This window comes from Pseudomonas sp. GW823-FHT02C05, from assembly GCF_058797595.1.
In genome coordinates, this window is sequence record NZ_JBXAJU010000004.1 from 159,363 (window position 1) to 179,223 (window position 19,861).

At 63.8% G+C, this 19,861-nt stretch carries 20 protein-coding genes; 14 read left to right on the forward strand and 6 right to left on the reverse strand.

The features are described from left to right. Positions 1 to 20: 20 nt before the first annotated feature. On the reverse strand, positions 21 to 1,358 hold the full coding sequence (locus AC1RGE_RS22090) for a nucleobase:cation symporter-2 family protein (RefSeq protein WP_072451775.1): 1,338 nt from the start codon (positions 1,356 to 1,358) through the stop codon (positions 21 to 23). Positions 1,359 to 1,539: 181 nt separating this feature from the next. Here AC1RGE_RS22090 and AC1RGE_RS22095 point away from each other — a divergent pair, with 181 nt between their 5' ends. From AC1RGE_RS22095 to AC1RGE_RS22110, 4 genes are all read left to right on the forward strand, one after another. Further along, positions 1,540 to 2,454, forward strand: a complete 915-nt coding sequence (locus tag AC1RGE_RS22095; protein ID WP_011063922.1) for a LysR family transcriptional regulator — start codon at positions 1,540 to 1,542, stop codon at positions 2,452 to 2,454. Between the two features lie 99 nt (positions 2,455 to 2,553). Beyond that, entirely contained in the window at positions 2,554 to 2,808 is a 255-nt protein-coding gene (locus AC1RGE_RS22100; RefSeq protein WP_011063923.1) for a type II toxin-antitoxin system RelE family toxin, read from the forward strand. Beyond that, the gene (locus tag AC1RGE_RS22105) at positions 2,792 to 3,115 is read left to right on the forward strand and encodes a helix-turn-helix domain-containing protein (RefSeq protein ID WP_015637312.1); all 324 of its coding nucleotides are present in this window, start codon (positions 2,792 to 2,794) and stop codon (positions 3,113 to 3,115) included. The genes AC1RGE_RS22100 and AC1RGE_RS22105 overlap by 17 nt, the downstream gene beginning before the upstream one ends. A gap of 34 nt (positions 3,116 to 3,149) precedes the next feature. After that, positions 3,150 to 3,566 carry a DUF3010 family protein gene (locus tag AC1RGE_RS22110; protein WP_093405244.1) on the forward strand — a complete coding sequence of 139 codons (417 nt, stop codon included), beginning with the start codon at positions 3,150 to 3,152 and terminating at the stop codon, positions 3,564 to 3,566. A 37-nt stretch (positions 3,567 to 3,603) separates the two neighbouring features. On the opposite strand, the gene AC1RGE_RS22115 is transcribed toward AC1RGE_RS22110, so the two are convergent. Beyond that, entirely contained in the window at positions 3,604 to 4,563 is a 960-nt protein-coding gene (locus tag AC1RGE_RS22115; protein ID WP_015637314.1) for a GlxA family transcriptional regulator, read from the reverse strand. 194 nt (positions 4,564 to 4,757) lie between these two features. Between AC1RGE_RS22115 and AC1RGE_RS22120 the strand changes: the two genes are divergently transcribed. The 5 genes from AC1RGE_RS22120 (at position 4,758) to AC1RGE_RS22140 (ending at position 9,573) form a co-directional block, all read left to right on the forward strand. Beyond that, on the forward strand, positions 4,758 to 5,702 hold the full coding sequence (locus AC1RGE_RS22120) for a choline ABC transporter substrate-binding protein (protein WP_011063927.1): 945 nt from the start codon (positions 4,758 to 4,760) through the stop codon (positions 5,700 to 5,702). Positions 5,703 to 5,790: 88 nt separating this feature from the next. Then, positions 5,791 to 6,678, forward strand: a complete 888-nt coding sequence (gene cdhC / locus AC1RGE_RS22125; protein ID WP_011063928.1) for a 3-dehydrocarnitine:acetyl-CoA trimethylamine transferase CdhC — start codon at positions 5,791 to 5,793, stop codon at positions 6,676 to 6,678. Positions 6,679 to 6,837: 159 nt separating this feature from the next. Further along, positions 6,838 to 7,803 carry an L-carnitine dehydrogenase gene (locus tag AC1RGE_RS22130; RefSeq protein WP_011063929.1) on the forward strand — a complete coding sequence of 322 codons (966 nt, stop codon included), beginning with the start codon at positions 6,838 to 6,840 and terminating at the stop codon, positions 7,801 to 7,803. Between the two features lie 108 nt (positions 7,804 to 7,911). Beyond that, positions 7,912 to 8,388, forward strand: coding sequence for a thioesterase family protein (locus AC1RGE_RS22135; RefSeq protein WP_103408019.1), 477 nt, complete (start codon positions 7,912 to 7,914; stop codon positions 8,386 to 8,388). Positions 8,389 to 8,412: 24 nt separating this feature from the next. Next, a complete protein-coding gene (locus tag AC1RGE_RS22140) occupies positions 8,413 to 9,573 on the forward strand; it encodes a gamma-butyrobetaine dioxygenase (protein WP_492585039.1) in 1,161 nt (386 codons plus the stop codon). 254 nt (positions 9,574 to 9,827) lie between these two features. Here the strand turns inward: AC1RGE_RS22140 and AC1RGE_RS22145 are convergent, their stop codons facing one another. After that, positions 9,828 to 10,256, reverse strand: coding sequence for a DUF4952 domain-containing protein (locus tag AC1RGE_RS22145; RefSeq protein ID WP_492585041.1), 429 nt, complete (start codon positions 10,254 to 10,256; stop codon positions 9,828 to 9,830). A gap of 312 nt (positions 10,257 to 10,568) precedes the next feature. Here AC1RGE_RS22145 and AC1RGE_RS22150 point away from each other — a divergent pair, with 312 nt between their 5' ends. Both AC1RGE_RS22150 and aac(6') read left to right on the forward strand, forming a co-directional pair. After that, on the forward strand, positions 10,569 to 10,832 hold the full coding sequence (locus tag AC1RGE_RS22150; RefSeq protein WP_015637320.1) for a hypothetical protein: 264 nt from the start codon (positions 10,569 to 10,571) through the stop codon (positions 10,830 to 10,832). Positions 10,833 to 10,894: 62 nt separating this feature from the next. Then, the gene (aac(6'), locus tag AC1RGE_RS22155) at positions 10,895 to 11,341 is read left to right on the forward strand and encodes an aminoglycoside 6'-N-acetyltransferase (RefSeq protein WP_011063934.1); all 447 of its coding nucleotides are present in this window, start codon (positions 10,895 to 10,897) and stop codon (positions 11,339 to 11,341) included. Here the strand turns inward: aac(6') and gbdR are convergent, their stop codons facing one another. Both gbdR and AC1RGE_RS22165 read right to left on the reverse strand, forming a co-directional pair. Then, complete coding sequence (gene gbdR / locus AC1RGE_RS22160; RefSeq protein WP_011063935.1) at positions 11,342 to 12,445, reverse strand: choline metabolism transcriptional regulator GbdR; 1,104 nt, start codon at positions 12,443 to 12,445, stop codon at positions 11,342 to 11,344. A gap of 412 nt (positions 12,446 to 12,857) precedes the next feature. Next, positions 12,858 to 14,234, reverse strand: a complete 1,377-nt coding sequence (locus AC1RGE_RS22165; protein ID WP_011063936.1) for an L-serine ammonia-lyase — start codon at positions 14,232 to 14,234, stop codon at positions 12,858 to 12,860. Positions 14,235 to 14,661: 427 nt separating this feature from the next. Between AC1RGE_RS22165 and AC1RGE_RS22170 the strand changes: the two genes are divergently transcribed. From AC1RGE_RS22170 to choV, 3 genes are all read left to right on the forward strand, one after another. Beyond that, positions 14,662 to 15,618: a choline ABC transporter substrate-binding protein gene (locus AC1RGE_RS22170; protein WP_011063937.1), complete on the forward strand. Its 957-nt coding sequence runs from the start codon at positions 14,662 to 14,664 to the stop codon at positions 15,616 to 15,618. Between the two features lie 70 nt (positions 15,619 to 15,688). Continuing rightward, positions 15,689 to 16,534 (forward strand): choline ABC transporter permease subunit, encoded by an 846-nt coding sequence (gene choW, locus AC1RGE_RS22175; RefSeq protein WP_019095263.1) that lies wholly within the window; start codon positions 15,689 to 15,691, stop codon positions 16,532 to 16,534. Next, the gene (gene choV / locus AC1RGE_RS22180; protein ID WP_011063939.1) at positions 16,531 to 17,709 is read left to right on the forward strand and encodes a choline ABC transporter ATP-binding protein; all 1,179 of its coding nucleotides are present in this window, start codon (positions 16,531 to 16,533) and stop codon (positions 17,707 to 17,709) included. The genes choW and choV overlap by 4 nt, the downstream gene beginning before the upstream one ends. Positions 17,710 to 17,875: 166 nt before the next feature. On the opposite strand, the gene AC1RGE_RS22185 is transcribed toward choV, so the two are convergent. Next, entirely contained in the window at positions 17,876 to 19,828 is a 1,953-nt protein-coding gene (locus AC1RGE_RS22185; protein WP_225368821.1) for a BCCT family transporter, read from the reverse strand. Positions 19,829 to 19,861 lie beyond the last annotated feature (33 nt).

Below are 19,861 nucleotides of genomic sequence, written 5' to 3' on the forward strand. Positions count from 1 at the left end.
CAATGGCGGCGAGAAAAACGTCAGTCATTGAGCTCGACATGGGCTGCCAGCACCTGGGTGGCGGCCTCACGGGGGTTGAGCAGCAGGTTGAGAACGATGGCGGTGATGGCGCCAAGGAAGATGCCGCTTTCCAGCACCAGCCTGAGGGGACCGTGCAGATGGGCGAACAGCGCCGGGAAGGACATCGGCAGCACCCCGACGCTGACCGACACCGCCACCACGATGGCGTTGCGCGTACCTTCGAACGGCACCCGCGACAGTTCCTGGATGCCGGCCACTGTAGTCATGCCGAACATCACGATGGCGCAACCGCCAAGCACCGGGGTCGGCACCGCGGCCACCAGGGCACCCAGCTTGGGAAACAGCCCCATGAGCACCATGATTGCCCCGGCCGCAGCCACCACGAAGCGGCTCTTGACCCTGGACAGCGCGATCAGCCCGGTGTTCTGGGTAAAGGCGTTGTAGGGAAAGCTGTTGAACAGCCCGCCGAGCAGGGTCGACAGGCCATCGGCGCGGAACGCATCGCCCAGGGTGCGCTGGGTGGTCGGCTTGCCGGTGAGCTTGCCGATGGCCAGGCAGTTGCCGGTGGTCTCGGCCATGATCACCAGCATCGCCAGGGTCATGATCAGGATCGGCACCAGGGAAAACTGTGGAGCCCCAAACGCCATGGGCCGGCTCAGTTCGAACCAGGCCGCCTGGCTCACCTGGGCAAAGTCGGTCATGCCGAACGCCGCGGCGATCAGGCTGCCCACCAGCAAGCCGATGAGCACGCTGAGGTTGCCGATAAAGCCCGAGAACTTGCCGTAGATCACCAGCGTCACCGCTACCGTGGCCAGCCCCAGCAGCAGGTTGGCCGGCGCGCCGAAATCGTCCGCCGCGGGGTTGCCGCCGCCGAGCCAGATCGCCGCTGCCGGCATCAGGGAAATGCCGATGATGGTGATCAGGCTGCCGATCACTACGGGCGGGAAAAACCGCAGCAAACGGCTGAACAGCGGCGCCAGGGCAATGGTGATGACGCCTGCGGCGATCACCGCGCCGAACACCTCGGTCAGGCCGAACTGCTTGCCGATCATGATCATCGGTGCCAGGGCGATGAACGAACAGCCCTGGATCAACGGCAGCCGCGCGCCAAAACGCCAGAACCCCAGGGTCTGGACCAGGGTGGCGATGCCCGAGGTCAGCAGGTTGGCGTTGATCAACAGCACCACCTGCGCCGGGGTCAGGCCCAGGGCATTGCCTAGAATCAACGGCACCGCCACCGCACCGGCATACATCACCAGCACATGCTGCAGGCCGAAGGTGAACAGCTGGCGGACGGGCAGGACCTCGTCCACGGGATGCACGCGGGAAATTGTCATGTCGCAGGTCTCCTGAAGGTGCAGCTTTTGCTTTTGTTTTGGCAGGCATCCGGGGCAAGCGCCGCCGGCAGGAAGTACGGACGTCGGGGCCATGATCTGTGCTTGAATACGATGAAACAAATGAGCAGCCATCGTTTTTAACGATGGATCAGACAGCCCTCTTCCAGGGCCGGGAGCCGCGATGCGCTTTTCGCTGGATCAACTGCAGATGTTCGTACAGGCCGCGCAAAGCGGCTCGTTCTCGGCCGCCGCACGCAAGCTGGGCAAGACCCAGTCCACGGTCAGCGTGGCCATCGGCAACCTGGAGGCGGACCTGGGGGTCGAGCTGTTCGACCGCAGCGCTCGCAGCCCGGTGCTGACGGCCACCGGGCAGAAGATGCTGCTGCAGGCCGAGGCGGTGCTGGAGCGCTGCCTGACCCTGCAGGCCAACGCCGACTGCCTGTCGCAGGTGGTGGAGCCACACCTGTCGATCGTCATCGAAACCCCCTATGGCCCGCTGATGCCGGCCCTGCGGGAGTTCGAACAGGCCTTTCCCTATGTCGACCTGCTGATCCGCCACCCGCTGTCCGGGGACGCCAGCGAGCTGGTGGCCCGGGGTGAGGCGGTGCTGGGCATCGCCTTCTCGCAACCGGGCTACCCCCAGGAGCTGGAGTTCCAGCAATTGGGCAAGCTGATCATGTTGCACGTCTGCCACCCGGACCACCCGCTGGCGCAGCTCGACAGCGTGACCTTCGACGACCTGCACGTGCACCGGCGCCTGGCCTTCAGCGCCCACGCCAACAAGCTGCCCAGCAGCGAATACCTGCGCTCCACCCAGCTGTGGCAGGCGGAAAACTACCTGGCGCTGCTGGAAATGGTCCGCGCCGGCCTGGGCTGGGCCACCCTGCCGCGGCAACTGATCCAGCGTGAACTGGCCAAGGGCGAGCTGGTGGAACTGCAACTGGGGGCCTACCCCCATACCGACTGGCTGATCGGCGTCGACCTGCTCTGGGCCCGACAACGGGTGATGGGCAAGGCCGAGCGCTGGCTCAAGGAGCGGTTGCTGCGCCAGAAGGTGTACGAGGTGGACCGGCGCGGGCAGTCCACGACCTGGTAATGCTGGCGCGGGCAACAAAGGGACAAGGTTCTGCACTTGGCCGGGCAGGAAATATAAGCAAGGATTCGCATTACTTATAAAAGACTTATATAGTCCGCCATGAACGAGATCCTCTGGAGTAGAAAAGCGGTCAAGCAGTTGATGCGACTGCACCACGAGCATCAGGTCCAGGTTCGCGATGCGATTGCCCTGCTGGCCGACATGCCCGCCAGTGGCAACGTCAAAGCCCTGTCCGGCCACACTTATGCCTATCGTCTTCGGGTCGGGCAGTACCGGGTCCTGTTCGACTGGGACGGAGCCATACACATCGTCAGTGTTCAAGAGGTCAAGAAACGTGATGAACGTACCTACTGACATCCAGATCATCCACGGCCCGGACGGCAGCCCGGCATTCGTGGTGATTCCCTACGCGCAGTACATGGCGCAGTACAAGGAAGCCGATCTGATACCCCATGACGTGGTCAGCCGCATGGTCGACGGCGCCACGCCGATCCGCGCCTGGCGCGAGCACCTGCACCTCACCCAGGACGAAGTCGCCAGGCGCCTGGGGATCTCCCAGCCGGCCTTTGCCCAGCAGGAAAGCGTCGCCCGGCCGCGCCGGGCCACCCGGGAAAAGATCGCCGCCGCCTTCGGCATACGCGCCGACCAGCTGGAGCTGTAAGCTGCGCCTCACTCACTGATTGAAAGGGTTCCCCATGAGCATCTGCGGTATCGAGATCAAAGGCAGCGAAGCCATCTTCGCCCTCGCCACCCTGCAAGACGGCGCGGTGCAACACCAGCCGCTGGCCACCAAGAAAATCGCCCTGGAAGACGATGACGAGGCCGCCAACGTCAAGGCCTTCGCCAGCCAGGTCGGGGCCTTCGTGCGCGAACACGGGATCACCCGCATCGCCATCAAGAAGCGCAGCAAGAAAGGCGAGTTCGCCGGCGGCCCCACCACCTTCAAGATCGAAGGCGTGTTTCAGTTGCTGGAGAATTGCGAGGTGACCCTGCTGTCGCCCCAGACCATCAACGCCCAGTACAAGAAGCACGGCTTCGCTCTGGCCGCGAGCCTCAACAAATACCAGCACGAAGCCTACAAAGCCGCCTGCGCCACCCTGCTGAAAAAGTAACCCTAGGAGCCGGCTGGCCGGCGCTACCGAGCCCGAGTCAAGCCAGCTCGCGGCCGCCGCCCGACGGGCGCCGGTCTTCCCGCGGGCACCGCACGAAACGCGCGCGGTAACTGCGGGTGAAGTAGGACGGCGATTCAAACCCGCAGGCAATGCTCACCTCCAGCACGCTCATGTCGGTCTGGCGCAGCAGTTTGCGGGCTTTCTCCAGGCGCAGGCCCAGGTAGAAATTGCTCGGGGTGTCGTTGAGGTGCAGGCGGAACAGGCGCTCCAGCTGGCGCCGGGTGACCTTGATCGACTCGGCCAGGGCCAGGGTACTCAGGGGCGGTTCGCTGTGCTGTTCCATTTCGCCGATCACCTGCACCAGCTTCTTGTTGCTGATGCCGTAGCGGCTGGCGACTTCCATGCGCTGGTGATCCTTGCGCGGGCGGATGCGCCCCAGCACGAACTGCTCGCTGACCTGGACCGCCAGTTGCGGGCCGTGGGCCTGGGCGATCAGGTCGAGCATCATGTCGATGGACGCCGTGCCGCCGGCACAGGTGATGCGCCGTCGATCGATCTCGAACAGCTCCTGGGTCACGCTCAGTTGCGGGTAGGACTCCTTGAAGGCCTCGATGGCCTCCCAGTGCAAAGTCACCCGGTGCCCCTCCAGCAAACCGCTCTCGGCAAGGATCACGCTACCGGTGTCGATCCCGCCCAGGGTCACGCCCTCCACCTCCAGCCGCCGCAACCAGTGCTCCAGGGCCGGGGTGAGAAACTTCAGCGGCTCGAAACCGGCCACCACCCACAAGGTTGCGCCTTTCTTCAGCGGCTCCAGGGCCGCATCGACATTCACCGACATGCCATTGCTGGCCAGCACCGCGCCGCCGTCGGCGCTCAGCACATGCCAGCGGTACAGCTCGCCACGAAAGCGGTTGGCCACCCGTAGCGGCTCGATGGCCGAGATGAAACCGATGGCGGAAAACCCCGGCATCAGCAGGAAATAGAAGTCCTGGGACATGCAACACACTCCGGTGACGGCCAGCGTGGGCCTTGTGATACGCCAAATGCCCCCGTGCCACAAGGGGGCAGGTCGCTGCAGTGCAAGAGTCGGTCGCCGCTGTGCGCTTGCCACCGGCGGCGCCTGCGTACCTTGGCAACACCTGCGCACAAAGACGCCGGGACCGACAATAACGACCTGCCGAGGAAAGCATCATGAAACGACTGATCAGCAGCTGTGTGCTTGCGCTTAGCGGTAGCGTTTTTCTGAGCAGCGGGGCCCTGGCCGCCGATGCCGCCAGTTGCCAGAACGTGCGCCTGGGCGTGGTCAACTGGACCGACGTGATCGCCACCAGCGCCCTGACCCAGGTCCTGCTCGACGGCCTCGGCTACAAGACCAAGCAGACCAGTGCTTCCCAGCAGATCATCTTCGCCGGCATCCGTGACCAGCGCCTGGACCTGTTCCTGGGCTACTGGAACCCGCTGATGACCCAGACCATCACCCCCTTCGTCGACGCCAACCAGGTCAAGGTCCTGGCCGAACCGAGCCTCAAGGACGCCCGCGCCACCCTGGCCGTGCCGGCCTACCTGGCGGACAAGGGGCTGAAGACCTTTGCCGACATCGCCAGGTTCCAGAAGGAACTGGGTGGCAAGATCTACGGCATCGAACCGGGTTCGGGAGCCAATACCCAGATCAAGGAAATGATCGCCAAGAACCAGTTCGGCCTGGGCAAGTTCCAGTTGGTGGAGTCCAGTGAGGCGGGCATGTTGTCGGCGGTGGCCCGGGCGGTGAAACGCAACGAAGCCATCGTGTTCTTCGGTTGGGCGCCGCACCCGATGAACGTCAACTTCAAGATGACCTACCTCAGCGGCAGCGAAAACGCCCTGGGGCCCAACGAAGGCCAGGCCACGGTGTGGACCGTCACCGCGCCTAACTACGCCGAGCAGTGCCCGAACGTGCACCGGCTGTTGACCAACCTGACCTTCAGCGCCGAAGACGAGAGCCGCATGATGCAGCCGCTGCTGGATCACAAGGATGCCCTGGAATCCGCGCGGCAATGGCTCAAGGACCACCCGCAGGACCAGCAGCGCTGGCTGGAAGGGGTCACCACCTTCGATGGCAAGCCGGCCGCCGAACACCTGCAACTGACCAGCAAATAAGCCACCGCCACTGCCGCCCCGCAGCCCGCCCAGGGCTGCGCACGGCCACCTCACGCCCTCAGCAAACACGCCTGTAAGGAACCGCACCATGAACCACGACGTCATCATCACCTGCGCACTCACCGGTGCTGGCGACACGACCGCCAAGAGCCCGCACGTGCCGGTCACCCCGAAACAGATCGCCGCGGCCGCCGTAGAAGCCGCCAAGGCCGGCGCCACCGTGGTGCACTGCCATGTGCGCGACCCCGCCACCGGCAAGTTCAGCCGCGATGTGGCGCTGTACCGCGAAGTGATGGAGCGGATCCGCGAGGCCGACATCGACATCATCGTCAACCTCACCGCCGGCATGGGCGGCGACCTGGAGATCGGCGGCGGCGAGAACCCCATGGAGTTCGGCCCCAACACCGACCTGGTCGGCCCCTTGACCCGCCTGGCCCACGTCGAGGAACTGCTGCCGGAGATCTGCACCCTGGACTGCGGCACCCTGAACTTCGGCGACGGCGACACCATCTACGTCTCCACCCCGGCCCAACTGCGGGCCGGCGCCAAGCGTATCCAGGAGCTGGGAGTGAAGGCCGAGCTGGAAATCTTCGACACCGGGCACCTGTGGTTCGCCAAGCAGATGATCAAGGAAGGCCTGCTGGACAACCCGCTGTTCCAGCTGTGCCTGGGCATTCCCTGGGGCGCCCCGGCGGACACCACCACCATGAAGGCCATGGTCGACAACCTGCCGGCGGACGCGGTCTGGGCCGGCTTCGGGATTGGCCGCATGCAGATGCCCATGGCTGCGCAAGCGATGCTGCTGGGGGGCAACGTGCGGGTCGGCCTGGAAGACAACCTGTGGCTGGATCGCGGCGTGCTCGCCACCAACGGCCAACTGGTGGAACGGGCCACGGAAATCCTCAGCCGCCTCGGCGCCCGGGTCCTGACCCCGGCCGAAGGCCGCCAGAAGATGGGCCTGAAGCAACGCGGCTGACCCCAATCCACCTCTCCCCCCGTAGGAACGAGCTTGCTCGCGAAGAGGCCGTCACATCCGAGCTCGTAGCAGCCGGCGTGCCGGCGAAGGGGCCCGCAAGGCCGCCAATAGCTTCGCTGGCAAGCCAGCTCCTACGAACTCTTTATCCAGGAAGACGCGATGACTTTTATTACCGATATCAAAACTTTCGCCGCCCTGGGCAGCGGCGTGATCGGCAGCGGCTGGGTGGCCCGAGCCCTGGCCCACGGCCTCGACGTAGTGGCCTGGGACCCGGCGCCCGGCGCCGAAGCGGCCCTGCGCAAGCGCGTCGCCAACGCCTGGGGCGCGCTGGAAAAACAAGGGCTGGCCCCCGGAGCATCACAACAGCGCCTGCGCTTCGTCGACACCATCGAGGAATGCGTGAAGGATGCCGACTTCATCCAGGAAAGCGCTCCCGAACGCCTGGAGCTCAAGCTGGAACTGCACAGCAGAATCAGCGCCGCGGCCAAGCCTGAGGCGCTGATCGGCTCCAGCACCTCGGGCCTTTTGCCCAGCGAATTCTACGAGGGCTCGACCCACCCGGAACGCTGCGTGGTGGGCCACCCGTTCAACCCGGTGTACCTGCTGCCACTGGTGGAGGTGGTGGGCGGCAAGCGCACCGCGCCCGAAGCGGTCCAGGCCGCGATCAAGGTCTATGAGTCCCTGGGGATGCGCGCCCTTCACGTGCGCAAGGAAGTACCCGGGTTCATCGCCGACCGTCTTCTCGAAGCGCTGTGGCGCGAGGCCCTGCACCTGGTCAACGACGGCGTGGCGACCACCGGGGAAATCGACGATGCGATCCGCTTTGGCGCCGGCCTGCGCTGGTCGTTCATGGGCACCTTCCTCACCTACACCCTGGCGGGCGGCGACGCCGGCATGCGCCACTTCATGGCCCAGTTCGGCCCGGCACTGCAACTGCCCTGGACCTACCTGCCGGCCCCGGATCTGACCGACAAGCTGATCGACGACGTGGTCGAAGGCACCGCCGAGCAACTGGGCACCCACAGCATTGCGGCCCTGGAGCGCTATCGTGATGACTGCCTGCTGGCGGTGCTGGAGGCGGTGAAAACCACCAAGGCCAAGCACGGCATGCACTTTCACGACTAACCCAACCCCGTAGGAACTGGCTTGCCGGCGAACGGGCCGCCAAGCCAGGCGCAAACCCAACGGACGCCTTCGCCGGCAAGCCGGCTCCTACCGTTATCCGGTGACCTTATGCCTGCCCTGACCACCTACAGCACCCGCATCATCAGCGACTGGGTCGATTACAACGGCCATCTGCGCGATGCCTTCTACCTGCTGATCTTCAGCTATGCCACTGACGCCCTGATGGATCGCCTGGGGCTCGACAGCGACAACCGCGAAGCCAGCGGCCACTCGCTGTTCACCCTGGAACTGCACCTGAACTACCTGCATGAGGTGAAGCTCGACACCGAGGTCGAAGTGCGCACCCAGGTCATCGGCCACGATCGCAAGCGCCTGCACCTCTACCACAGCCTGCACAGACTCGATGATCCCCGGGAGCTGGCAGGCAACGAGCAAATGCTGCTCCACGTCGACCTGGCCGGGCCGCGTTCGGCGCCGTTCAGCGAGCCGGTGCTGCAACGCCTGCAAACCCTGGCCGCCGAGCAGGCGGACCTACCGCGCCCAGCCTGCCTCGGCCGGGTGATCGCCCTGCCCGCGGCAAAATAGCCCTCAGAAGAAAAGGAGATCGCCGTGAACACCGCCGCCCTTGCCGACTACCGCAGTTACCCGTTGATCAGCGCACTGGCCACTGTCCAGGTCCTGCCGGACCGGCTCCAGGTGCACTGGGCCGACGGCCGTCTCAGCCCTTTTCACCATCAATGGCTGCGGGACAACTGCCCTTGCCCGCAATGCGTCTACAGCGTGACCCGCGAACAGGTGCTGGAAATCGTCGATGTTGCCGAAGACCTCGAGTGCAACGCCGCACGCATTGATGCCGACGGCTGCCTGAACCTCGACTGGGCGGACGGCCACCGCAGCCGCTTCGACCCCGGCTGGCTGCGGGCCCATGCCTATGATCGACAGTCGCGCGAAGAACGGCAGGCCGCCAAGGCCCGGCACTCGCTGTGGGACGCCAGCCTGCAACTGCCCGTGTTCCAGTACCAGGCGCTGATGGAGGACCCCCAGGTGCTCCTGCAATGGCTGCTGGCCCTGCGCGATACCGGGCTGACCCAGGTCCGTGGCGCGCCCACCGAACCCGGCTCGCTGGCCCTGATTGCGCGGCGTATTTCGTTTATCCGCGAAAGCAATTTCGGCGTGCTGTTCAACGTGCAGTCCAAGGCCGATGCCGACAGCAACGCCTACACCGCCTTCAATCTGCCGCTGCACAGCGACCTGCCGACCCGCGAGCTGCAACCGGGGCTGCAATTCCTGCATTGCCTGGTGAATGACGCGGTAGGCGGCGAAAGCATTTTCGTCGACGGCTTTGCCATAGCCGATGCCTTGCGCCGCGAAGACCCCGACGCCTTCCGCGCGCTGTGTGAAATACCCGTCGAGTTTCGTAACAAGGACCGCCACAGCGACTACCGCTGCCTGGCGCCGATCATCGCCCTGGATGCCTTGGGCGAAGTGGCGGAAATTCGCATGGCCAACTTCCTGCGCGGTCCTTTCGACACCACCGAACAACAGATGCCCCGGCTGTACCGCGCCTACCGGCGCTTTATCGCCCTGACCCGCGAAGCAAGGTTCCGGGTGATCCGCCGCCTTGATCCGGGCCAGCTCTGGTGCTTCGACAACCGCCGCACCCTGCACGCGCGCAACGCCTTCGACCCGGCCAGCGGCGCCCGGCACTTCCAGGGCTGCTACATCGACCGCGACGAACTGCTCTCCAGAATCCTGGTGCTGCAGCGCTGATCCTCACCCCTCCCGCCCCCGGCTCCCCTGTAGGAGCCGGCTTGCCGGCGAAACTTGCCGGAGAGCTTTCCACAGGCAAAAAAAAGCCCCGATCAAGCCGTGACAGGATCGAGGCAGGGACTACTTCTGAGGAGCTGCGGTGAGAAGGTGACCAAACCGACACGACGCGAGCTGGTTTCAGTCTGCCCACTCTGCCTTCCCGCGAGTTAGCCGAGAGCGACCTGCTCATAGGTAATAGGGCCACTGCCACGCCTTCAGATGTCCTCGGTATACAGCACCACCGTCACATAGAAATAGCCGATCTTGTGCCAATCCTGGCGCCGGTTGTAGGGCGTCTCTTCAGAGCCCATGCCAATCTGGTAATTACGCCCGGTCTTTCTATCCCTATAGGAAATGAAACCCTTCGTTTCCCAGCCGCAGCAGACAAACCTGAGCCCCTCCTGCCCCCCCAACTCCCGCTGCAGATAGCGCTCTACCTCATGGGCGTCCTTACCTTTGACCCGGTAACTGGCAGTCAGCGGTGCGCCCTGATCCTGGGGCTTCGACTCACAACGGAAAAACTCCAGGGACTTCGGTGGATCGGTCATGGCCTTCAGAAAATCGCCGCACTCGGGAGCGGCCAGAGCGGCGCCGGAAACCATCAACAACAAACAGGCGAACCCCATTCTGAACATCACTTTCATCCACTCCAGCTCCATGGTTTGCCACTCGGCGGCCATCCTACCGAACACCCAGCGCTTGCACAGAGAGTCTTTGCGCGGCAGGAGCGCTCATTACCCCCCCTTCAGGCAAGCCCGAGGCCTCACAAGCAAGCGCCCAAGACTTGATTGCGCCGCCTTTTCCCAACGCTGTGGCAACCGGCCATGGCCATCGACTTAGCCGAAAACGACCTGTTCATAGGTAAACGGGCCATCGCGACAATCTGCCCTTGCCGCCACCCGGACGCCCTACCAGAATCGGCTCACGACCACGCTCCCTGAACAAGGATAAGAGTCATGATGCACGCGGATCTGATTGACCAGGACGACCTGCTGGGACAACTCCGGGCCCTGGGTTTCGAAATGCCCGCAGGCGCCAGCGCCGAGCAGGCCTGCGAATGTGCGGTAAGGGGCTTGAGCGATGCGCGGGCCAAGGCGCTCAAGGGCATGGTCGAGCAGATGCTCACCGGCAATGCGACCATCCTGCCTGCCGTACGCCAGGCCATCGACCGCCAACTACTGCCGGCCCTGGCCGAGTACCAGCAGCAAAAACGCGCGTGAACGCCCCCGGGGCCCGGGCGGGTTGCTAAAGTGGGTTTCCTCCACAAACCACAGGCCCGCTCATGACCCCCATTGAACCTGGTTCATCCGCCAACGCTGGCGGGTGGCTGCAATTGCGCCAGGGCCTGTGGCCCGATTGCCCGCAGGATGAACACCAGGCCGAAATCCAGCAGATTCTGGCCGAGCCCCAGCGCTATGGCTGCTGGCTGGCCTGCACCGAGAACGGTGAGGCCGTGGGCCTGGCCGAGGCTGCATTGCGCCACGACTACGTCAACGGCACCGACAGCTCCCCCGTGGTCTTTCTTGAAGGCATCTATGTGGCCCCCGGGCATCGTCGCCAGGGCATAGCCCAGCGCCTGATCGAGCAGGTCACCTATTGGGGGCAACAACAGGGATGCGTGGAAATGGCCTCGGACACCAGCCTCGACAACCTGGCCAGCCAGGATCTGCACCACGCGCTGGGTTTCGAGGAAACCGAGCGCGTGGTGTATTTCAAGAAACGCCTGTGACTACAGGCGCACGCTGGCGAAGGTCGATTCGTTGCGTGCCTGGCTCAGGGCCGACAATGGCCCGGACAGCGGCGCCAAAACCATGGCTTGCGGCAGCGGCATCATCGCCACCTGCTGAGTGGTGTTGGAACCGATGCGCTCGTCACGCGGTGGAATACCGAAGTACTCGCGGTAGCACTTGGAGAAGTGCGGCGTGGAGACAAAACCACAGACCGACGCCACTTCGATGATCGACATGGGAGTCTGCTTGAGCAGTTGCCGGGCGCGGATCAGCCGCAGCTTGAGGTAGTAGCGCGACGGCGAGCAATGCAGGTACTTCTGGAACAGCCGCTCCAGCTGTCGCCGGGACACGGCGACGTACACCGCCAGTTCGTCGAGGTCGATCGGCTCTTCGAGGTTGGCTTCCATCAGGGCGACGATTTCCTGCAGCTTGGGCTGGTTGGTGCCCAGCATGTGCTTGAGGGGTACGCGCTGGTGATCCTGCTCGTTGCGGATGCGCTCGTAGACGAACATTTCCGAGATCGCCGCCGACAGCTCGCGGCCATGATCGCGGCTGATCAGGTGCAGCATCATGTCCAGCGGCGCGGTGCCGCCGGAGCTGGTGAAGCGGTTGCGGTCGAGGGTGAACAGGCGGGTGCTCATGGCCACCCGGGGAAAGGCTTCCTGCATCGACGCCAGGCATTCCCAGTGCACGCTGCAATCGAAGCCGTCCAGCAGGCCGGCGCAGGCCAGGGCCCAACTGCCGGTACACACCGCACCCAGACGGCGCGACTGGCGGGCCTGGCTCTGCAGCCAGGACACATGTTCGCGGGTGACGGTGCGCTGGATGCCGATACCGCCGCAGACAATCACGGTATCGAGGCTGGGAGCTTTGTGCATCGCGGCATCGGGGGTGATCTGCAGACCGTCACTGGCCCAGACCTGGCCACCATCGACGCTGAGGGTGGTCCAGCGATACAGCTCGCGACCGGACAGTTGGTTGGCCATGCGCAGGGGTTCGACTGCGGAGGCCAGGGAAATCAGCGTGAAATTGTCCAGCAGCAGAAAGCCGATGGATTGAGGCGCACGGTTCTGGGGTTGGGCCCCGGAGTTGAACGACGTCATCGCGATATCTCCTCACACAAAGCGGGTGATGGCCTCAGGCGGAGGCTCTTTTTATGTGCCCTGTTCCTCAAGGGAGACGGGCTTGATATTCACAGAGCAATTGCCATGCCTAAAGTTGAATGGGCATTCAATAACTCCTGAAAACGACGTCGCGACGTGTCTACATAGCCCTTGTCAATGTGCGGATAAGAAGCGCCGCCGTCGGCGTGCGGTGGCCAGGCCCAGAGAGCTGTGAGCAGTTAGGTAGCACTTGCGCGGCAGGCACTTCGCACAGGGGCGGGCGAGTGTCACTCAAAGCACAACCGGGCCACGGGCACGGGGGCTGCCCGGCCCGGTTGGCGACTTGTCTATTCACGACGCGCTAAAAGGTGGCGCGCCCCTGGGCATGTGAGCGATTTGTGCGCGCCGGCATTCAGCACTCCACGGCGCTGACCGCCAGGCCGCCACGGGAGGTTTCCTTGTATTTGTCGTGCATGTCGGCGCCGGTATCACGCATGGTGCGAATCACCCGGTCCAGGGAAATGAAATGCTGGCCATCGCCGCGCAAGGCCATTTGCGCGGCATTGATCGCCTTCACCGCGGCAATCGCGTTGCGCTCGATGCACGGCACCTGCACCAGCCCGCCCACCGGATCACAGGTCAGGCCGAGGTTGTGCTCCAGGCCGATCTCCGCGGCGTTGCACAACTGCTCCGGGGTCGCCCCGAGAATTTCCGCCAGCCCGGCCGCCGCCATGGCGCAGGCCGAACCCACTTCACCCTGGCAGCCGACTTCGGCACCGGAGATGGAGGCGTTCTTCTTGCACAGGATGCCGATGGCCGCCGCGCCGAGAAAGAAATCCACCACGTTGGCGTCGGTGACGTCTTCGCTGAACTTCATGAAGTAATGCAGCACCGCCGGAATGATCCCCGCCGCGCCGTTGGTGGGGGCGGTGACCATGCGTCCGCCGGCGGCGTTCTCTTCGTTCACCGCCAGGGCAAACAGGTTGACCCACTCCATGGCGCTGAGGGTGGAGCCGATCACATTGGGCTTGTTCAGTTCCTGCAGGCTACGGTGCAACTTGGCCGCGCGGCGACGCACATTGAGCCCGCCAGGCAGGATGCCCTCGTGCTTGAGCCCCTGTTCCACGCAGTCCTGCATGGCACGCCAGAGCGCCATCAGACCGCTGCGGATTTCCTCTTCCGAACGCCAGACCTTCTCGTTGGCCAGCATCAGTTCGGCGACCCGCAGGTTGTGCTTCTGGCACAGGCCCAGCAGTTCCACCGCACTGGAAAAATCGTAAGGCAGCTCGCTGCGGTCCAGGTCCGCCACACCGCTGTCGGCCTGGGCCTGGTCGACGACAAAACCGCCGCCCACCGAATAGTAGGTATCGCGGTGCAGCTCACCCTCTTCGCCCGCGGCCACCAGGGTCATGGCGTTGGGGTGGAACGGCAGGTTGCGGTCCACCAGCTGCATGTCCCGGGCCCAGATGAAAGGCACTGGCAGCCGCCCGTCCAGCAACAGGGTGTCGGTTTCCCGCAGCAGCTCGATGCGCGTGCCGATCAGCGACGGGTCGATCGCGTCCGGCCACTCCCCCATCAGGCCCATGATCACCGCGTTGTCGCTGCCATGGCCGATGCCGGTGGCGGACAGCGAACCGAAGAGCTGCACCTCGACCCGGCGTACCTGCTCCAGCAGTTGCCTTTCCTTTAATACCTGGACGAACAAAGCCGCTGCGCGCATGGGCCCGACCGTGTGGGAACTGGAGGGGCCGATGCCGATCTTGAACAGGTCGAAAACACTGATAGCCATTGCTGCGTAACTCCTGGTTGAGCACTGTCCGGGCGCCGGAAACGCCCTCTGACGGAGCTGCTACGCTCAAGCTGCAATCCGCCGAGAAGGGCGCATCATCAGGCTTTTGCCAAGGCCCGCGACGTCTGACACCGACTCACTCATGCCCACTAACGCCGCCAGGCGCAACGCAGGGGTTTTGGGCGTTTTTTGCGGCTCAGTTGTAGGAAAAATCGCCCGAAAACACTGTAAGCGACCTCACCGACACTGGATGCGACCCTCCCTGTACTGGATACGACGCACCCTGTAGGCGACAGATTTTCACTGGTACATGATCAGTCTCGACTCGATTGCAAGGCACGGTGGTAGAGCTGTTCCCGACACACCAACCGCCACACTTATAAGCGCGGTCCAAACGCCGCCAAAAAAACATCCAGGAGTCCCCCCTATGAAAGGTTCCCCGTCGTTGTTGTTGGCCGCCATGCTGAGTCTGCCGCTTCTGGCACAAGCCGCAGAACCGGCACAATGCAGCACCGTAAACTTCTCCGATGTCGGCTGGACCGATATCACCGTGACCACCGCCACCACCAGCGTCGTGCTCAACGCCCTGGGCTACAAGACCAAGACCACCATGATTTCCGTGCCCGTGACCTACAAGTCCCTGGCCGACGGCAAGAACATGGACGTGTTCCTCGGCAACTGGATGCCGACCATGGAAAACGACATCAAGCCCTACCGCGACGCCGGGACCGTGGCCACCCTGCGGGCCAACCTGGAAAACGCCAAGTACACCCTGGCGGTGCCCGAGTCGCTGTACGACAAGGGCCTGAAGGACTTCGCCGACATCGTCAAGTTCAAGAAGGAACTGGACGGCAAGATCTACGGCATCGAGCCGGGCAACGACGGCAACCGCACCATCCAGACCATGATCGACAAGAATGCCTTCGGCCTGAAGGACGCCGGCTTCAAGGTGGTGGAATCCAGCGAGGCAGGCATGCTGTCCCAGGTCGAGCGCGCACAGCGCCGTGACACCGCGGTGGTGTTCCTGGGCTGGGAACCGCACCCGATGAACACCCGTTTCAAGATGAAGTACCTGACCGGCGGCGACGAGTTCTTCGGCCCCAACTTCGGCCAGGCCACCATCTACACCAACACCCGCAAGGGCTATGCCGAAGAGTGCAGCAACGTCGGCCAGTTGCTGAAGAACCTGTCGTTCACCCTGAACATGGAAAGCACCCTGATGGGCAACGTGCTGGACGACAAGATGAAGCCTGAGGCGGCCGCCAAGGCCTGGCTGAAGCAGAACCCTCAAGTGCTCGATACCTGGCTCGCCGGCGTGACCACCATTGACGGTAAACCTGGCCTGGAGGCCGTGAAAGCCAAGCTTGCACAAGCTTCAAATTAAGTAGTGCGCTTACGCCGGGCGGGCTCGCCCGCCCGGGCTGTTTTTCCCTTGCATGCGGACGTTCAATACCATGCTCACTGATCAGAAAATCCCCCTGGGCCAGTACATCGCAGCTTTCGTCGAGTGGTTGACGAAGCACGGCGCCAGCACCTTCGACGCGATCGCTACCACCCTGGAAACCATGATCCACGGCGTGACGTTCGCGCTGACCTGGTTCAACCCCCTGGCCCTGATCGGCCTGATTGCCCTGCTGGCGCACCTGATCCAGCGCAAATGGGGCCTGACCGCCTTTGTCGTGCTGTCCTTCCTGCTGATCCTCAACCTGGGGTACTGGCAGGAAACCATGGAAACCCTGGCCCAGGTGCTGTTCGCCACCCTGGTCTGCGTGCTCATCGGCGTACCGCTGGGCATAGTCGCGGCGCACAAGCCGCTGTTCTACACCATGATGCGGCCGGTGCTGGACCTGATGCAGACCGTGCCCACCTTCGTCTACCTGATCCCGACCCTGACCCTGTTCGGCCTGGGGGTGGTACCCGGCTTGATTTCCACGGTGGTGTTCGCCATCGCCGCGCCGATCCGCCTGACCTACCTGGGCATTCGCGATGTTCCACAAGAGTTGATGGACGCCGGCAAGGCCTTTGGCTGCTCGCGCCGTCAGTTGTTGTCGCGCATTGAACTGCCCCACGCCATGCCGAGCATCGCCGCCGGCATTACCCAGTGCATCATGCTGTCGCTGTCGATGGTGGTGATCGCCGCCCTGGTGGGCGCCGATGGCCTGGGCAAGCCGGTGGTCAACGCCCTCAATACCGCGGATATCGCCCTGGGCTTCGAAGCCGGCCTGGCCATTGTGCTGCTGGCGATCATGCTCGACCGCATCTGCAAGCAACCTGAAGCCAAAGTAGGAGGTGACGCATGAGCATTATCCGCTTCGACAAGGTCGACGTGATTTTCTCCAAGGACCCGCGCGAGCCCCTCAAGCTGCTGGACCAGGGCATGACCCGCAACGAGATCCTGAAGAAGACCGGGCAGATCGTCGGCGTCGAGAATGCCAGCCTGGACATCGAGAAAGGCGAGATCTGCGTGCTGATGGGCCTCTCCGGTTCCGGCAAGTCGAGCCTGCTGCGCTGCATCAACGGCCTGAACACCGTGAGCCGCGGCAAGCTGTTCGTCGAGCATGAAGGGAAGCAGATCGACATCGCCTCCTGCAGCCCCGCCGAGCTGAAGATGATGCGCACCAAGCGCATCGCCATGGTGTTCCAGAAGTTCGCCCTGATGCCCTGGCTGACCGTGCGCGAAAACATCAGCTTCGGCCTGGAGATGCAGGGCCGCCCGGAAAAGGAACGACGCAAGCTGGTGGACGAGAAGCTTGAGCTGGTGGGCCTGACCCAGTGGCGCAACAAGAAGCCCGACGAACTCTCCGGCGGCATGCAGCAGCGCGTGGGCCTGGCCCGTGCCCTGGCCATGGACGCCGATATCCTGCTGATGGACGAACCCTTCTCGGCCCTCGACCCGCTGATCCGCCAGGGCCTGCAGGACGAACTGCTGGAGCTGCAACGCAAGCTGAGCAAGACCATCGTCTTCGTCAGCCACGACCTGGATGAGGCCCTGAAGCTGGGCAGCCGCATCGCCATCATGAAAGACGGACGGATCATCCAGTACAGCAACCCGGAAGAAATCGTGCTCAACCCGGCGGACGACTATGTACGGACTTTCGTTGCCCACACCAACCCACTGAACGTGCTGTGCGGGCGCAGCCTGATGCGCAGCCTGGACAACTGCAAGCGGGTCAACGGCTCGGTATGCCTGGACCCGGGCGGCGATTCCTGGCTCGACCTGGCCGAAGGCAACACCATCAAGGGCGCACGCCGCAACGGCTCGCAGCTGGACCTGCAGAACTGGGTTCCGGGGCAAGCCGTGGAAGAACTGGGCCGACGCCCGACCCTGGTGGACTCCAGCATCGGCATGCGCGATGCCCTGCAGATCCGCTACCAGACCGGCAACAAACTGGTGCTCCACGACAACCAGAAAGTGGTGGGCATCCTTGGCGACAGCGAGCTCTACCACGCGCTGCTCGGCAAGAACCTGGGTTAAGCAGCAGACACAAAAAACGCCGCGAGCAATCGCGGCGTTTTGCTTTAACCACCCACCCCCTTCTGTAGGAGCTGGCTTGCCAGCGAACAGGCCCTGAAGCCTTGCAGCGCCCTTGAGGACGCCTTCGCCGGCAAGCCGGCTCCTACAAGGATGGGGCGGTTTTCACTCAGCTATAGACACGGCCAAGGAGCTGCCGATGGCTTTCGAACTGATCGAGCACATCCCGGGTGATCTGCTCCTGGGTGAAGCCCATCAAGTCGTATTCCTGGCTGCCGTTGTGCAGATACACCTCGGCGCGGTAGAAACGGCTGCGCACTTCGCTGTCGGCCCCTTCCGGCTGGGTCGATTCGCTAGGCGTCGCCAGGTAGCCGTCCAGGCTCACTTCATAGACGAAGGGATTGCCTTCATCCATTTCCACGCGCAGGCCCAACAGGTTCTTCGACTTGCCCAGGTTGGTCTGCACTTCCAGGCTCAGGTTGCGCAGTTGCGCAGCCGCTTCCTGCAGGGCCGGGCTGACGTGCTTGTCCATGTAGCGCTGCACCACCGACTGGGTCGGTTGCAGGTCCAGCTGGCTCAGGCGCTCGCTGAAACCGCGGCGGCCACGCTCGGCCAGTTGCGCCTGCTCCTGCTCGATCTGCACGTCCTGGCGCATGGCCTTGTGCAAGCCGAACATGAAGCAGATCAGCACCACCGAGAACGGCAGGCCGGCCAGCACCACCATGGTCTGCATGGCTTCGAAGTTGCCGGCGAACAGCAGGCCGATGGTCACCAGGGTGATCACCACCGACCAGAAGATCCGCAGCCAGTGCGGGGCGTCTTCGTCGACGTTGCCGCCCTTGCACGAAAGGTTGGCCATCATCACCGCCCCGGAGTCGGCGGGGGTCAGGAACAGCACGAAGCCGACGAAGATCGACACACCGATGACAATCTTCGAGGCCGGGTAGTGCTCGAGCAGTTGGTAGATCGCCATGGACGGCTGTTCCAACGCCGTCTTGCCCAACTCCACGGCTCCCTGATTGACCACCAGATCCAGGGCCGAGTTACCGAAGATCGACAGCCAGGCCAGGGTGAAGCCCAGGGGAATCAACAGTACGCCGGCCACCAGTTCACGCACGGTGCGACCACGGGAAATACGCGCGATGAACATGCCTACAAATGGCGCCCAGGAAATCCACCAGGCCCAGTAGAACAGGGTCCACAGGCCCAGCCAGCGATCGGACTTGGCGCTGTCGCCCTCATACACATAGAGGTCGAAGGTCTTGAGCACTACACCGTTCAGGTAGTCGCCGATGTTCTGCACGAAGCCGTTGAGCAGGTGCAGGGTCGGGCCAAACAGCAGGACGAAGATCAGCAGGCCGCTGAACAGCACGATGTTCAGGTTGGACAGGCGGCGGATGCCGTTTTCCACGCCGGACACCGCGGCGATGGTGGCCACCGTGCTCATGACGATGATCACGATCAGCAGGTTGGTGTTGCTGTGCTCCATGCCGAACAGGTTTTCCAGGCCGGAAGACACCTGCATCGAACCAATCCCGAGGTTGGTCACCAGGCCCAGCAGGGTCACGAACATGCCGAAACCGTCCACCGCGTGGCCGGCCGCACCCTTGACCCAGCGCTCGCCCACCAGCGGGTACAACGCCGAACGCAGTGCCAGTGGCTGGTTATGCCGATAGGCGAAGTACGCCACCGCCAGGCCCACCAGGGCATAGATGGCCCAGCCGTGCAGGCCCCAGTGCAGGAACGTCAGCTGCAGCGCCTGGCGTGCGGCCAGGTTGCTGCCCGGTACGCCTTCCGGCGGGTTGAAGTAGTGGTCCAGGGGCTCGGAAGCACCGAAGTACAGCAGCGAGATGCCGATGCCGGAGGAAAACAGCATCCCCGCCCAGGCGCCGTAGCTGAAGTCCGGGGTGTCCTGCTTGGTCCCCAGCTTGAGCTTGCCGTAGGAGGAGAACGCCAGGCCCACCACGAACACCAGGTAAGCGGCGATCACCACCATGTAGTACCAGCCGAAGCTGCGGGACAACCAGGCCTGGGCAATGCCCAGCAGTCGGCCGGCCTCTTGCGGGGCGATGATCAGAATGGCGGTCAACAACAGGATCAGCGCGGTGGAGGTGTAGAACACCCAACCGTTGACCCGCACCTTCTCCGGTGGGGT

What these genes read in the sequence shown, in the direction of transcription:
- AC1RGE_RS22120 (WP_011063927.1), top strand. Translation starts at nt 4,758, where the DNA reads ATGAAACGACTGATCAGCAGCTGTGTGCTTGCGCTTAGCGGTAGCGTT.
- choW (WP_019095263.1), top strand. Translation starts at nt 15,689, where the DNA reads ATGCTCACTGATCAGAAAATCCCCCTGGGCCAGTACATCGCAGCTTTC.
- AC1RGE_RS22170 (WP_011063937.1), top strand. Translation starts at nt 14,662, where the DNA reads ATGAAAGGTTCCCCGTCGTTGTTGTTGGCCGCCATGCTGAGTCTGCCG.
- AC1RGE_RS22100 (WP_011063923.1), top strand. Translation starts at nt 2,554, where the DNA reads ATGAACGAGATCCTCTGGAGTAGAAAAGCGGTCAAGCAGTTGATGCGA.
- AC1RGE_RS22105 (WP_015637312.1), top strand. Translation starts at nt 2,792, where the DNA reads ATGAACGTACCTACTGACATCCAGATCATCCACGGCCCGGACGGCAGC.
- AC1RGE_RS22110 (WP_093405244.1), top strand. Translation starts at nt 3,150, where the DNA reads ATGAGCATCTGCGGTATCGAGATCAAAGGCAGCGAAGCCATCTTCGCC.
- cdhC (WP_011063928.1), top strand. Translation starts at nt 5,791, where the DNA reads ATGAACCACGACGTCATCATCACCTGCGCACTCACCGGTGCTGGCGAC.
- AC1RGE_RS22135 (WP_103408019.1), top strand. Translation starts at nt 7,912, where the DNA reads ATGCCTGCCCTGACCACCTACAGCACCCGCATCATCAGCGACTGGGTC.
- AC1RGE_RS22115 (WP_015637314.1), bottom strand. Translation starts at nt 4,563, where the DNA reads ATGTCCCAGGACTTCTATTTCCTGCTGATGCCGGGGTTTTCCGCCATC.
- AC1RGE_RS22150 (WP_015637320.1), top strand. Translation starts at nt 10,569, where the DNA reads ATGATGCACGCGGATCTGATTGACCAGGACGACCTGCTGGGACAACTC.
- choV (WP_011063939.1), top strand. Translation starts at nt 16,531, where the DNA reads ATGAGCATTATCCGCTTCGACAAGGTCGACGTGATTTTCTCCAAGGAC.
- AC1RGE_RS22145 (WP_492585041.1), bottom strand. Translation starts at nt 10,256, where the DNA reads ATGAAAGTGATGTTCAGAATGGGGTTCGCCTGTTTGTTGTTGATGGTT.
- AC1RGE_RS22095 (WP_011063922.1), top strand. Translation starts at nt 1,540, where the DNA reads ATGCGCTTTTCGCTGGATCAACTGCAGATGTTCGTACAGGCCGCGCAA.
- AC1RGE_RS22165 (WP_011063936.1), bottom strand. Translation starts at nt 14,234, where the DNA reads ATGGCTATCAGTGTTTTCGACCTGTTCAAGATCGGCATCGGCCCCTCC.
- AC1RGE_RS22090 (WP_072451775.1), bottom strand. Translation starts at nt 1,358, where the DNA reads ATGACAATTTCCCGCGTGCATCCCGTGGACGAGGTCCTGCCCGTCCGC.
- AC1RGE_RS22130 (WP_011063929.1), top strand. Translation starts at nt 6,838, where the DNA reads ATGACTTTTATTACCGATATCAAAACTTTCGCCGCCCTGGGCAGCGGC.
- gbdR (WP_011063935.1), bottom strand. Translation starts at nt 12,445, where the DNA reads ATGACGTCGTTCAACTCCGGGGCCCAACCCCAGAACCGTGCGCCTCAA.